Source organism: Rhodococcus sp. no. 34, assembly GCF_054589475.1.
Genome location: NZ_BAAILK010000035.1, coordinates 569,512 through 582,631, shown reverse-complemented (window position 1 = coordinate 582,631; position 13,120 = coordinate 569,512). Strand labels below are relative to the sequence as shown.

The 13,120-nt window shown below is 63.2% G+C and carries 11 protein-coding genes; 5 read left to right on the top strand and 6 right to left on the bottom strand.

Annotated elements, in window-relative coordinates:
• Positions 1–3 precede the first annotated feature (3 nt).
• From ACYP01_RS15930 to ACYP01_RS15920, 3 genes are read right to left on the bottom strand one after another with little or no spacing between them, the layout of a single operon-like run.
• Positions 4–648 carry a TetR/AcrR family transcriptional regulator gene (locus ACYP01_RS15930; RefSeq protein WP_054188290.1) on the bottom strand — a complete coding sequence of 215 codons (645 nt, stop codon included), beginning with the start codon at positions 646–648 and terminating at the stop codon, positions 4–6.
• Positions 636–899, bottom strand: a complete 264-nt coding sequence (locus ACYP01_RS15925; protein WP_007730221.1) for a hypothetical protein — start codon at positions 897–899, stop codon at positions 636–638. Before ACYP01_RS15925 ends, ACYP01_RS15930 begins: the two co-directional genes overlap by 13 nt.
• Positions 896–1,330, bottom strand: a complete 435-nt coding sequence (locus ACYP01_RS15920; protein WP_459681057.1) for a hypothetical protein — start codon at positions 1,328–1,330, stop codon at positions 896–898. The genes ACYP01_RS15925 and ACYP01_RS15920 overlap by 4 nt, the downstream gene beginning before the upstream one ends.
• 140 nt (positions 1,331–1,470) lie before the next feature.
• On the opposite strand from ACYP01_RS15920, the gene ACYP01_RS15915 reads away from it, so the two are divergent.
• Positions 1,471–2,799 (top strand): diacylglycerol/lipid kinase family protein, encoded by a 1,329-nt coding sequence (locus tag ACYP01_RS15915; protein ID WP_459681055.1) that lies wholly within the window; start codon positions 1,471–1,473, stop codon positions 2,797–2,799.
• Here ACYP01_RS15915 and ACYP01_RS15910 read toward each other — a convergent pair.
• The 3 genes from ACYP01_RS15910 to ACYP01_RS15900 all read right to left on the bottom strand — a co-directional run bounded on the left by ACYP01_RS15910 (position 2,780) and on the right by ACYP01_RS15900 (position 9,201).
• A complete protein-coding gene (locus ACYP01_RS15910; protein ID WP_459681053.1) occupies positions 2,780–4,165 on the bottom strand; it encodes an FAD-binding oxidoreductase in 1,386 nt (461 codons plus the stop codon). The two genes, ACYP01_RS15915 and ACYP01_RS15910, sit on opposite strands and share 20 nt — an antisense overlap.
• 118 nt (positions 4,166–4,283) lie before the next feature.
• Positions 4,284–7,679: a BTAD domain-containing putative transcriptional regulator gene (locus ACYP01_RS15905; RefSeq protein ID WP_459681051.1), complete on the bottom strand. Its 3,396-nt coding sequence runs from the start codon at positions 7,677–7,679 to the stop codon at positions 4,284–4,286.
• 76 nt (positions 7,680–7,755) lie between these two features.
• Complete coding sequence (locus ACYP01_RS15900; RefSeq protein ID WP_058038413.1) at positions 7,756–9,201, bottom strand: MFS transporter; 1,446 nt, start codon at positions 9,199–9,201, stop codon at positions 7,756–7,758.
• Positions 9,202–9,374: 173 nt separating this feature from the next.
• Here ACYP01_RS15900 and ACYP01_RS15895 point away from each other — a divergent pair, with 173 nt between their 5' ends.
• The 4 genes from ACYP01_RS15895 to ACYP01_RS15880 form a co-directional block, all read left to right on the top strand.
• Positions 9,375–10,034: a response regulator gene (locus ACYP01_RS15895; RefSeq protein ID WP_058038412.1), complete on the top strand. Its 660-nt coding sequence runs from the start codon at positions 9,375–9,377 to the stop codon at positions 10,032–10,034.
• Positions 10,031–11,725 (top strand): sensor histidine kinase, encoded by a 1,695-nt coding sequence (locus tag ACYP01_RS15890; RefSeq protein WP_459681048.1) that lies wholly within the window; start codon positions 10,031–10,033, stop codon positions 11,723–11,725. Before ACYP01_RS15895 ends, ACYP01_RS15890 begins: the two co-directional genes overlap by 4 nt.
• A gap of 74 nt (positions 11,726–11,799) precedes the next feature.
• A complete protein-coding gene (locus tag ACYP01_RS15885) occupies positions 11,800–12,477 on the top strand; it encodes a GAP family protein (protein ID WP_003942973.1) in 678 nt (225 codons plus the stop codon).
• A 25-nt stretch (positions 12,478–12,502) separates the two neighbouring features.
• Positions 12,503–13,120 (top strand): carboxylesterase family protein (locus ACYP01_RS15880; RefSeq protein ID WP_459681045.1); only part of this gene is annotated, 618 nt, incomplete at its 3' end.

The window sequence follows — 13,120 nt, the reverse complement described above, 5'->3', positions numbered from 1 at the left end:
ATCCTACCGATCGTGAGCAGAGCGATCGGAGGGTTCGGCCGCGAGGGAAGTCGGCCACGCAACGCCCAACGCGCGCATGATGAACGGGACGGTGGTCGCTACGACGGCGTCCACTCGGTCGCCGGCCATGAGCATCGGGCGTCGGCTTTCCACGCAGGCGAGGATGAGTTGCGCGGATGCGGCAGCATCGGAATCGACAAAGACACCGGCGTCGACACCTTCCTGGACGAGCTGTTCGACCAGAACCGACAGCGGGACAATATGTTCGAGGAAACTTTCGCGATCCTGCGCTGACAACAATTCGACCAACGCGATTCCTGTGAATCGTTGCAGTGAGAACTCGACGAGTGTCAGTTTGACGAGGATTTCGAGTCGGTCCACAGGATTCTCGCGGTCCGCGAGTTCACGCTCGGCCAGGAGTAGGAATCTATCCATCTCGCGGGTGGACCAGGCGAGCAGTAACGCGGATTTGTCGGGGAAGTAGTTGTACACCGCTGTCCGCGAGACGCCGGCCGCCTGGGCCACCGTCTGCAGCTTCACGTTCTGCCAGCCCTGCTCGTGAAGTTCGCGAATGAACGCGTCCAACATGGCTTCTCGGGTGGCGATTTTGTGCTCAGCGGTTGTCGCACCACCGGTCAACTTCGGCATGGTCGATCCTCCTGGGTCTGATTCACGGTCACGGGGAGGTCGAACAGGTCCGCAACAAGGCGCGGATCACCTTGCCACATCGAGACGGGTGCGAGCATCATCTGCTGCGCGATCGAGCGTACGGATCGGCAGACCTCTTGTTCTTCGGCGAGTGTGAGCGTCGTGCGTTTGCGCAATCGCTCCATCTCCGCGGTAGTGAGATCAGTGATCCATTCCTCAGCTGCAAGCGAGAGGGGTGAATCCGGTGTCACGACCGATCCAACTCGGCACTGGAGAACCGCGAAGTCATCACGGACAGCATGATGACGGCGACGACCGAGACGGCGTGTGCCGCCGCCAGCCAGAGCGACTCGGGTGCGTGTTTGTGAAGGGTGGGCGCCATCAGCATGGCCATGAGGAGGGCGAGACTCGACAACATCGCGGGACCGTTGGGGCGGCCGACAAGCAGGCTGACCAGAAGAACGAGCGCGACGACGCTGCACGCCACATCTACAGGCGGGTACGTGGCCGGAACGATTCCGCTGACAGTGTCGGTGAAGTTCAGCCCGATCGACACCAATTGTGCGAGACCTGTCGCGACGGCCAACCAGGCCGTCCAACGTAGTCCGTGGAGTCCGGCTTTCCGAATGCCGGTCAGGGTTCCTTCGGCGGATTCCCACGCTTCGGACGTCGGTGTTGTCACGGCTACTCCTTTTTATGACGAGGTGTCGTCATAAAGTAGCAGTGCGTGATCGCGAGATTCTTGCCGGTAGGTGACTGGCCTGCGTTGAAGGGATAGCGTCGAAGTACCGGCCGAAATGACAATCGCGGGGAGGTGGCTCGATGACGACCTCTGCCCACACGGATCGGCCCTCGTCGAAACAGAGTTGGTTGGCGCGCGCAGCCTTCGCGGCCCTGGTTCTTGCAGTCGCGGTGCTCCTGATCTTCGCCGGACTGAAAACCTTGACCATGCTGATCCTGGGGATTGGTGGGGTGGTCTTGTGCGTCGTAGCCGTGTACTGGTTTCTGACCACCCGCGGATTCCTCCGCTGGCTCTCGTTGGCCGTGGCGGTTCTGACGCCGATCGTGGTGCTCACCTTCCTGGTCCGAGAACGCCTCCTGTGGGTGGTGCTCCTTGCGATCGGGTTGTTCGTCGTAGCCGGTATCTTCGCTCGCACCGCCTTGGAGGGGGAGGAGAAGGAATTGCCGGTTGTCGAGCGAACTGCACCGCCGCCCGTCAAACCGTTCTTCGTGATGAACCCGAACTCCGGCGGTGGCAAGGTCGAGAAGTTCGACTTGAAACGCAAGGCCGAGGAACGGGGGGCCACGGTCGCACTGCTCGAGGGGCCCGAGAAGATCGACGTGACGGCCTTGGCCAGGCAGGCGGTCGCGGACGGCGCCGACCTACTCGGTGTGGCCGGTGGCGACGGAACACAGGCACTGGTTGCTGCTGTCGCGGCCGAACACGACCTGCCCTTCCTCGTCGTCAGCGCGGGAACGCGCAACCACTTCGCCGCGGATCTGGGGCTCGATCTCGAGGATCCATCTCGGTGCCTCGACGCGCTCGTCGACGGCGTCGAGGTCACGGTGGATCTGGGAAATGTCGGCGGTCGAACTTTCGTCAACAACGCATCGTTCGGGGCGTACGCCGAGGTAGTCCAGAGTCCGGAGTACCGCGACGCCAAGACCAGCACCTTCTTGCAGATGCTCCCGGATCTCCTCGCCGGACGTGCCGGAGCGGTGCTGACTGCGCGCTCCCCGAGCGTGTCCGCGGTGGGTCCACAGGCTGTGCTGGTCAGCAACGGCCCGTACGAGATGAACGACCTGGCGGGGCTCGGTCATCGGCCGCGATTGGACCGGGGCACTCTCGGAATCGTCGCGATCTCCGTCAGCAGTGCACGTCAGGCCATCGGGTTGCTCCATCGGGCGCATCAACACGGTCTGGCTCAGGGCACCGGATTCGAGGTGATCGTCGACGCCGACACCGACGAGATTCCGGTCGGCGTCGACGGTGAGGCGCTGGTGATGCCAACTCCGGTCAGATGCACGGTCAGTCCGCAGGCGCTGAGGGTCAGAGTCCCCCGAGATCGACCGGGTATCCGTCGCCCCCGGCACGCCTGGGATCTGGTCCGGTTGCGAGAGTTGGCGAAGTTCAGGAGATCCGGCGCATGACCTGACCGACGGCCAGAACTCCCTGTGGATCATGCGTGTCCGCCAAAGCGCTCAGCCAGTGAGCGGTGTCCTCGTCGTAGGTGCGGGCGATCTTCTCCGGGTCGACGCTCGGCGCGAAGTTGGGCAGTGCATGCCCGTTCGTCCATGGCGCCATCGTTCGTCCGAGAGTCTCGGCGTGCGGGACTACCGCGTCGACCATCGGTGGGGCAAGAACTCCGACGGTGAACAGCGAGAAGGCAGCGTCCCGATGGCAGAAGGCGCTGCGGTGCTCAGGTTCCCGTGCGAGGGCGCCCCCGAGGAGACGTAATTCGACGACGGTTTGGGGTGAACCGGATCCGGGGCCGGCAGCGGCGAGCAGTGCGTCGACGGCCTCGTGTGACAGCTCGTTGGTCAATGCCGTGGATTCGTGCGTCGGATTCGGGTCGACGGGATCGGCGTGCACTGCCCCGAGGGCGGCATAAGGCAGCACACCGACTGCGTCGATCAAGGGTGTTGCGATTGAACGGATTCGGTCGATCAGTGACTTGGCATCGGATTCCTCGGCAAGACTTGCGAATCTGACCGCGACGGTGAGCCTGCCGGCCAGCGGTGGCGGAACCTGTGGAAGGGGTGGAAGTTGCAGAAAGGCAAGAGAGGTCGAGCTGTGCTCAGGCAGGTCGGCGCCCCAGTCCAGCCAGGCGTGCGCGACCGCGCTTGCATCTGCGCCGTCGAAATAGAGTGCACCGCCGTAGAAGTGGGTGACCGGTAGTAGGTCGATCTCGATGGCTGTGACAATGCCCAGTGTGGCCTTGCCGCCGCGTAGCCCCCAGAACAATTCGGCATGTTCGTCGGGGGTGACATGAATGAGTTCGCCACTGCCGGTGACGATGTCGAACGAACGAACGTGATCCGACGAGAGCCCGTACGTGCGCACCAACGGGCCGATGCCGGCGCCGGTGAGGAAGCCGGCGACTCCGACAGTGGGTGAAGAACCTGCCAGTGGCGCCAAGCCGTGGGGTGCGGCAGCGTCGATGACGTCCTGCCAGATCAAGCCCGCGCCGATTCGGGCAGTGCGGTTTTCGGGGTCGACGACGCACTCCGTGAGCCTGCCGGTGTGGACGAGGAGAACGTCACTGCCGAGAGGGACCGCGCCGTGGCCGGTGCGCTGAACACCGACGCGCAGACCCAACTTCGCCGCGAATCGCACCGTTGCGGCAATGTCTTGCGCGCTCTCGACTGCCACCACAGCGCCAGGCGCGACGGGAACCGCTGCATTCCACGGAATCGCCAACTCGTATCCCGTTTCGCCAGGCAGGGAAACGGAGCCGGTCACCTCTGCGCGCAGTGATTCGACCGCGGCGTCGAGCGTGGGGGTTTGAAGGTTCATGGTCTTCCTTTCCTCATCCGTCTTTCGGTCAAGGGAAGGATGTCCGAACAGGCTTGGGTGGTTCTTGACGTATGTATCCCAAGCGGATCCAAGTTTTATCCAAGCGCATTCTCGCAGTTCAGGGCCATGTCGATCGCGCTCGTTCAGCTACGCCCCGCATGCCGAGTGTCTCCGATTCGGCCGCCACTTCCGTCAGCTCCCGTTCACGTTCGGCGGACGGCTCTCGAAGCAGCGCCCGAAGCAGTCGACAGCGCAGCAGTGTTGGTGCTCCACCGGAGCCAGTTGCGATCTTCTCGGCCTGATCCAGGAGAGTCGATGCCTGCTCGACGTGACCGAGAAGCGCGTGCAGCCGAGCGGAGGCTTCGGCGACCGAGCCCAGTTCACCGACATGGCCCACCGTTGCGATGCAGCCGGTGTGTGGCGAGAGAAGTTCGATGAAGGTGTCGGCGTATTCGACCAGTTCCAGATCTGCCACGACGCGTGCAAGTAGTGTCTGGTGTCCCAATGTCGTCCACGTCTGTGGCCCGCGATTGATCAGCCACTTCTTGATGCCGTCGGAAGTGGCCTCGCGCTCGCCTCGGGCGGCGTCGATGGCGATGGTCCACGAATCAGGTTCCACGACACCGGGATCAGATTCGGCCAACGCACCTCGCTCCCATTCCAGAGTGTTGAACGCCAGATCTGCGCTGCCAGCCGTGTACAACTCCGTTTGCAGATGGATCTGCCTGGCCGTCTCGTACTGCCGGCGGGCTTGCGCGAAGTCTCCGTACCATTCGGCGAGAGTTGCTTCCATCCAGCGTAATTGGACCCGAACCACCGGGAGTCTCAGTAGCTCGCAGCCGATGATCCCCTGCCTGACGTGTTTGACGGCAGCATCGACATTGGCCAGATTCATCTCCGTCATGCTCGCGACGGCGTGTGCGACGACGCTGTCGACACGCGATTGTTGGTGCGGCAGTTCGAAAAGCTCGCGCAGTAGGCGCATGGACTCCGCGCTGTGCACCGCGACTCCGGAGAAAAGCAGAATCCGTCCGAGCAGCGCGTCCGCGATCACATCCGGATCGTCGAGTTCGCGGGCGATGTCGAGAGCACGGGCGCTCCATCGATTCGGGATCTCGGCTTCGGGGTGGTAGCAACTTCCCACCGCCAGCGCAGCAAGAACCCGTGCGTGAGCTGAACTGCCGTTCTCGACCAAGGGCTCGACCGCCGCGAGCCGTTCGAGCAGTGGTCCCGGATCGGTACCGTAGGAAACCCACGGCCACGCACCGGCGGCCCGAAGTAATGCGCCTGCCAATCGTCCGACGGCGGAGGTTCGCCCCTCCCGAACAGCCTCGAGGAGACCGGCATTGACGACGTCGAGAACTGTCTGCCCTCGACCTGCGCGGGCGAGGGCCTCGACTCTGGCCACCAGCAGGTCGTCCCGATCGTCAGCGGATTGCTGGGACACCGGAAGTAAGTCGAACGCGCGGACAGCTGCCTCCCACCACTCGGCCGCGGTCTCCGAACTCCACCGATCGGTCGCATCCTGAGCTGCAGCCGTGCATGCCTCCAGAACGACGAGTGGATCGACCAGGGGAAGTGCCGACATCAGATGTTGCGCGCGGCGGCTCAGCCGGTCCGGATCGGAGGAATTTTCGAGCACTTCGGCAACTCGGGCATGTATCCGCTGGCGACGAAGCGTGGGTATCGCTTCGAGGACTTCGTCTCGGAGAAGGCCGTGAGCAAAGACGTAACCGCCGTTTGCCGAGTCCGCGACGATGATTCGTTCATCAGCAGCCGCGTCGAGATGGTCGGCGAGAGTGTCGACATCGAGACGGGTGGCTGCGGCCAGTGTGTACACCTCGATGGCGTCGCCGATAACTGCGGCAACCCGAAGAGCGTGCAACACTGCCGGTTCCACTGCGGCAAGCCGTCGACCGAGGACAGATCGAACGGCGACGGGGATGCCGTCGCCCAGTCGCTCGTTCCGGGGAAGCCTGGCGTACTCCGAGACGAACAGCGGGTTGCCGCAGGTTCGTTCCGCCAGGGTTCGCGCCTCCGCGTCGTCGAGCCAGTCCCCGGAGACGCACCTTGCGAGTGTTGCAACCTCGCCCTGCGCGAGCGCCGGCACAATCATGGTTCGGTTTCCTTCGCCGTGGAGTACGGCTTCTTCGAACTTGCGCATTGCCGGCCCGACTTCCGAGTCTCGGAGCGTCGACACGAACCAGACTCTGGCACTGGTCATTGCGCCGACCAGGTAGGTCAGGCAACGAAGGGACGTGGGATCGGCCCATTGAATGTCGTCGATGACGACGGTCAACAGTGCATCTTTCGCCGCAGCTTCGATGGTGGTGCGAACCCGTTCGTAGACGGCAAATCTCGCTTCGTCCGGATCGATGTCCGTCGGCGGCGTCAGTACGAAATCGGCGTCGGCTCCGAGTTCCCGAACCAGTCGGCGGATCGGCCACCACGGCGGCGTTCCGTCGTCCTCCGGGCAACGTGCCCAGACGGTGGCTCCTCGAATGGACGTTGTTCTCGACGAACACTCCTCGGCGAATCGTGTCTTGCCGATGCCGGCGGGGCCGGTCAAGATCAACCAGCGAGGTGAGCCACGGCGAACGTCGTCGAGCATCTTGTCGGCGACAATCGTCTGAGCGTCGCGCCCGACGAACAAGCGTGAGGAATCCGTCTCGGGCATCGCTGCTACGGCTGGGGGAGAAGCCGGGACCGACACTTGTTCGGCCCCCGTCCATCCCGGAGTGCGCGGCCAGGCGGCCAGGCCGGGTTCGTGGCGCAGGATTGCGCCTTGCAATGCTGTCAGCTCCCCGCCGGGCTCCAGTCCCAGCTCGGCGTCGAGCCGAGACGCGTGTAATCGAAACTGTTCCAAGGCTTCCGGTGACCTGCCCGCCCGATGCAGGGCAACCATTCGCAGCCAGCAGGTCCGGTCGCGGAACGGGTACTCGCTACAGAGTTGAGCAGCTTCGACCAGCGCGGGTGCCAGGCGCCCCAGAGCCAGAAGCGCCGTTATCCGGGTCTCCCGGCACTCGGTCCGCACTTCCTCGAAGGCTGCGGCTTCCACCTCCACCCAGTGCGCGTCGTTCAGGTCGTCCAGAAGCTGCCCCCGGACCGAGGCGAGGGCACGGTCAGCGGTCGTCAAAGCCTGCTGCCACCGTTCGTTCTCAGCGTGTTGTCGCGCCGTTTCGGCGTCGTCGAGAAACACCGACAGATCGACGTCTGCCGGAGCGACCTCGAGGACATAGCCCGGCGATTGACGCACTATCGGTGACGCCGTACCGGTTTCGACGCGTAGCGCTCGGCGCAGGTTGGAGATATACGCCTGGATGCTTGCCATCGCACTCGCCGGTGCGTCGTCGTGCCAGAGAGCATCGATCAGCCGGTCGGTGGAGACGACGCGACCACGGTTGAGCAGTAGAACGGCAAGGACCGTTCGTTGTTTTCGAGGGCCCAGATCGATCACGTCGCTCGTCGCCGGACCCCGTGCGACCTCCAACGGCCCGAGCAGTCGATAGATCATCCGTTTCCCCTCGTACCTGCGGACGCAGGACGGTTCGATTCTAAGGAGCGAAATTCATACATGCAGGACAAAACGGTCAACTAGTTCTCGTCAACATCTGCTCGGATTCCTCGGAAAGAGTCTGGTTGACGCTGGTAGTGCGCAGCGTCGCCGCACAGACCAACGCACCGAGAGCTGCGATGAAGGCTGCGACAAACAGTGCCAACCGAAGTCCACCGACAAAGTCGTCCGGTGGTCCGCCGGGCAGCATCGACTGCGCCGGAAGGAAGGCGCCGAGCACGGCAACCCCGACTGCGATGCCGGTCTGCCGGAACGCGTCGTTGATCCCTGCGGCCAATCCGGAATGGTTCGAAGTGCTTTCGCCCAGAACCAACCCACTCATGACGGGGTTGAACACCCCGGCCCCCACGCACGCGACAACAAATCCGGGAAGTATCGCGTACGGCGAACTGGTCACGTCGACGACGGTCATCATGACCAGCCCCACCGAGACGAGTAGAAGCGAGCACGTCAACGAGACCGAGACGGGGATGCGCCCGTCCAATTTCGCGGTGGCGCCCGCGACGACGAACATCGCTATCGTCGCCGGTAGATACACCAGGCCGGCGTCCACGGGAGACAGATGCAGCACGTTCTGCAGGTAGATGGTCGTGTAGACGAACACCGCGAACAGGGAGGCGGAGATCGAGAACGCTGCGATCTGCGCTCCGGCGAAGGCCCGATTGGCGAGCAGATGCGGGGGCAGCATGGGCTCGGTGGTACGAAGCTCGTGCAGGGAGAAACCGATCATGGCGGCCGCGGCGATCACCGCGGCGATCATCGGCTGCGGCTCGAACCACCCATCCTCGTTACCGCGTAACAAACCGAACACCAGAGCTGCCAGGCCGGTGGACACCAGAATCTGCCCGGGCACGTCCGCGCGGCGAGGCCGAGGATCGCGTGACTCGGGAACCCACCGCACCGTCATCGCCAGTGTGATCAACCCGATCGGAACGTTGATCAAAAAGATTGCGCGCCAATCCAACAACTCGGTGAGCAACCCGCCCACCAGTGGGCCGACGGCAAACGCGCCCCCGATCGTGGCGCCGTATGCAGCCAGAGCAGTCGCGCGCTGGGGACCCTTCTCGAACACGTCCGCCAGCAAGGCAAGTGAGCAGGCGAAGAGTACGGCACCGCCGATACCCTGAGCGGCCCGCGCGAGGTCGAGCACCCAGATGTTCGGCGCCAGAGCGCAGAACAGAGATGCCGTGGTGAACCACAGAATGCCGATGATGAAAACATGGCGTCGACCCCGTCGGTCTGCCCACGATCCGGCGCTGAGAACCACCGTCGCCAATGCCAGCGTGTACGCGTCGATCACCCATTGCAGGGCGCTGACTTCGGTATCGAGATCGGATGCGATCGACGGCAGGGCGGTGTTGACGACGGCGATGTCGAGCATGAGCATTGCGGTGCTCACGCATACTGCCAGCAAAGTGGCTCGTCGTACTGCGGTGTTCTTCGGGGTGATCGGTGCGGTCATGGCCCGTCCTGATGGTCGAAGGGGTGTGTACTCGGAACACCCTGCGCTCCGACGCTTGGGACATATCGGGCGAAATGCTTGGAACCCGCGTGGTTGATAACTGCTGTGTTACTCGGAATCCGTCACCACCTGCTCGGTCGAATACGCACTCTCCCAACGGTTAATCTCTGGTCATGGAGACCAGCCAGTGGGTGCGACGGGTGTTGGTGGTGGAAGACCAACCACTGATGCGTGCGCTCGTCGGTGACACGCTCACACACGCCGGGTTCGTGGTCCATACGGCCGGATCGGCGGTCGAAGCGCTCACGGAGTTCGACGGATTCGATCCTGACCTCTTGGTCACGGACATCGACCTTGGCGTGCGGCCGAACGGCGTCGATCTCGCGAACATCGTCACCGTGAAGGCTCCGCATTGCGCGATCGTGTTCCTGACGAACTACCCCAACGCATCGACAGCGCCAGGTTCTGCGGGTGTGCCGCCGAAATCGCTGTTCGTGGACAAGGCGGCTGTCCAGTCGGCGGATCAGTTGATCGGCGTAGTGGAGGCCGCGTTGACGGAAACCGAGCCACCGGCGCTCGGGAGTGATCCGGACTCCGCCTTGTCGAGCCTCACCAGATCACAGCTCGATCTTCTGCGTTACATCTCGCTCGGGTGGTCGAACAGCGCAATCGCAGCGCATCGTGGGTCCTCGATCCGAGGTGTGGAGAAGCTCATCGCGCGCACTCTCGAGAGCCTGGGATTGACGCACGATTCGTCCACCAATCCGCGAGTGCTTGCTGCGAGTATCTTCATCCGCCATTTCGGTGTGCCCGAAGTGACCGACTCGGTGTGAACCCGCGCGAGTGGTGGCTTCGACTCGGTGATCGGAACATCGTCACCAAGTGGTCCTGGATTCTGACGCTGCCGTTCGCGGTGACCGTGATGGCCAACTACTACCTGTGTACCGGGGTGCGCGAAGTAGGCGTGATGGCAGTCGGCGCCTTCGCGACCCACTGCGTCGTCGGGCTGATGCTGCTGATGGCGAGGGCTGTTCTTGCAGCACACCGATCGCAGCTCGCAGCCCTGGCCCTGTTCGCAGTGATCGGCGCGATCCGCCCGTTCGTCCTCGACGCGATCACCCGCTCGCTCGAACTCCCCGTCGACCCCAGACCGATGCTCGTCCGTGTGGGACTCAACGTCGTGTGCAGCGTTGTCTTCTTGTCGTTGACCGCCGTACTGGTAAGCGCTCTCCGTGACCGCCTCGCGCTGCAACGGAGTTTGAAGGTTGCCGGGGCCGCCGTCCAACTCCAACAGACCCGGGATCGATTCCGCCTCGGCCAAACCCGTGCGCAGTGTCGGCGAGAGCTCGAGCGCAGTATCGAGACGGTCATGCACGCGGTTGCTGAAACGGAACTCGAGGGAGTGCGAGGAGCAGCGCTCTTGAAGCGAATCTCGGACGACGTGGTTCGCCCGATGAGTCATCGACTGTTCCGGGAGATTCCCCCGATCGAATCACCGACGCCGACTGTGCGGCTGACGGCGAGAGATCGACTGATCGGCGTCGTACGCAGTGTTGAACCGGCGCCACTGTACGTACCGGTGTTCGCGTACACGGCACTGGTGACCGTCTACCTGCTCACGACTTACGGCGTGACGTTCACGGCGGTCCAGCTCGGCGTCGGTTTCTGGCTCTTCGTCGGTGGCAATGCGTGCGCTCGCCGAGTTGTCAGCAGCGGAGACGGCCCTCTGAGACGGATCGCGACTCTTTCTGCGGTGTACTGCTCGAGTGCGCTGATCAGCAGTACCGCGACGTGGCTGCTCCTGACGGTGTTCGGCCGTACCCCGACTTTCTATCTCTCGTCGATGGCCGTCTACCCGTTGGTTGCGCTGTCCGTCTGCCTGATCAGGGCTGCGGATACGCAGCGTCAGGACGAGGAGCGTCAACTCCGCAGTGCCCTGAGCCGGCAAGCGCTCGATGCAGCTCGTATCCATGCCGAGCTCATGCACACCCGACGTGGACTGGCCAGGTTGTTGCACTCGTCGGTGCAGGGCGAACTCGTAGCGGCCGCATGGTCTTCGGGCGCCGTTGCCGGTCGCCCAGTCGATGTTGCGGCAACCATTGCCCACATTCTCGACGGCTTGGAAAGCGACCTGTCTGCGTCATCCGATCAGCCGGCTGACTCCGATGCCCGAAAGCGTATCGATGATCTTGTCACGGTGTGGCGCTACGCAATTCCGGTCGTCAGTCACGTCGACGACGAAGTCTGGGCGGTGATCGGTTCCGGCTCCGCTCGGCTCGACAGCGTGGTGGAGATCCTGTCGGAGGGCCTGACCAACGCCGTGAAACACGGTGCAGGAGGGCCCGTCTTCCTCGAGGTGACACTCGCCGATGCTCGGGCGGTAGTAGTGCGGATCAGTTCGCCGGGTCGGATGCCGGTGGCACGGGACTCAGGGATCGGGCTTGAATCGCTCGCCGGTACGGTAACGTCCCTCGAACTTGTCGAAGAGGAAGACCGGGTGGTCCTCACAGCCGTGCTTCTGTGACACCGTGAGTGGCGATGTCGTGGAGGCCGAACGTTTCGCCAATGGCCGGATTGGCCGCTTGTACGGTCGCAGAAATGGAATCGATTACTGCGCAGCTCATCCCACTCGCCACCGGCGTCGTCATCAGCCCGATTCCTCTGGTTGCGATCATCGCGATCCTGCTGTCCACTCGGGCGAAGGCAAATGCATTCGCGTACACCGCGAGCATCGTGCTGGCCGCGGCAGCGATTACAGCAGCGACGGCACTCTCGACCACCGGAGTGGAATCGAAGTCCAGCGGCAGCGCGCATACCGTCCAGACGGTGTTCGCCGTCGTGTTCACTGTCGGTTTTCTGGCGCTCGCGTACTCGAGTTGGCGTGGCCGTCCGAAAGACGATGCCGAGCCGGCGATGCCGTCGTGGCTGGCGCAGATCGACTCGATGCAACCGGCCAAAGCTGCGGTTCTGGGACTGTTGTTGACCGTACCCAACGCGAAGAACCTGCCGCTCGAACTCAAGGCAGGTTCGATCATCGGTGGCGGGCACCTCGGCTGGGTATCAGTGGTCGCGTACTCCGTTCTGTTCGCGGTAGCGGCGTCCATCGCCTTGATCGTGCTGTCAGCATTGGCTGCCGTGCCCTCGGCGAAGGTGACCGATGCACTGAGCGCCACCAAAAGCACTCTGATCCGCCACAATGCGGCAATCATGACCGTTTTGTTCCTGATGCTGGCAGCATTGGAACTCTCGCACGTTGTCGAAGCCCTGTCGAAGTAGCAACTTGTTTTCGAGGAGAAATCGAATGACGATCACACCCAGCGAAGCGCCGGTAGTCGAGACAACGTACGGGCCGGTTCGAGGATCGACGAAAGGCTCGGTGTCGAGTTGGAAGGGGATTCGTTACGCGGCACCTCCGGTCGGTGCGCTGCGATTTCGCGCGCCGGTTCCGCCGCAGCCGTGGACCGAGGTCCAGGACGCAACAGAATTCGGACCGTGTGAGCCGCAAAGTCGGCTCGCGATGATCCCGCTCGGTGAGAACGTTCCGATGGACGAAGACTGCCTGTTCCTCAACGTGTGGGCACCGGGCCCCGTCGGTTCTGATGCGCCGGGTAAACCGGTGATGGTCTGGATTCACGGCGGAGCGTATTTCCGCGGAGCGTCCAGCCAACCACTTTTCGACGCAACCACATTGGCTGAGAACGGCGACGTTGTCGTCGTCTCGATCAACTACCGCATCGGTGTGTTCGGCTTCGTCGATTTCTCGTCCTTCAATTCGAGTGAACATACCTTCGAGCCCAATGTCGCTCTCCGCGACATGATTGCAGCGCTGCAATGGGTTCAAGGCAACATCGCGGCTTTCGGTGGCGATCCCGACAAAGTGACGTTGTTCGGCGAGTCGGCAGGTGGCGGCGCGGTGACG

Bases quoted from the DNA above. Each gene is read 5' to 3' on its own strand.
- ACYP01_RS15910 (WP_459681053.1), bottom strand. From the start codon at position 4,165: ATGAACCTTCAAACCCCCACGCTCGACGCCGCGGTCGAATCACTGCGC.
- ACYP01_RS15900 (WP_058038413.1), bottom strand. From the start codon at position 9,201: ATGACCGCACCGATCACCCCGAAGAACACCGCAGTACGACGAGCCACT.
- ACYP01_RS15905 (WP_459681051.1), bottom strand. From the start codon at position 7,679: ATGATCTATCGACTGCTCGGGCCGTTGGAGGTCGCACGGGGTCCGGCG.
- ACYP01_RS15885 (WP_003942973.1), top strand. From the start codon at position 11,800: ATGGAATCGATTACTGCGCAGCTCATCCCACTCGCCACCGGCGTCGTC.
- ACYP01_RS15915 (WP_459681055.1), top strand. From the start codon at position 1,471: ATGACGACCTCTGCCCACACGGATCGGCCCTCGTCGAAACAGAGTTGG.
- ACYP01_RS15930 (WP_054188290.1), bottom strand. From the start codon at position 648: ATGCCGAAGTTGACCGGTGGTGCGACAACCGCTGAGCACAAAATCGCC.
- ACYP01_RS15895 (WP_058038412.1), top strand. From the start codon at position 9,375: ATGGAGACCAGCCAGTGGGTGCGACGGGTGTTGGTGGTGGAAGACCAA.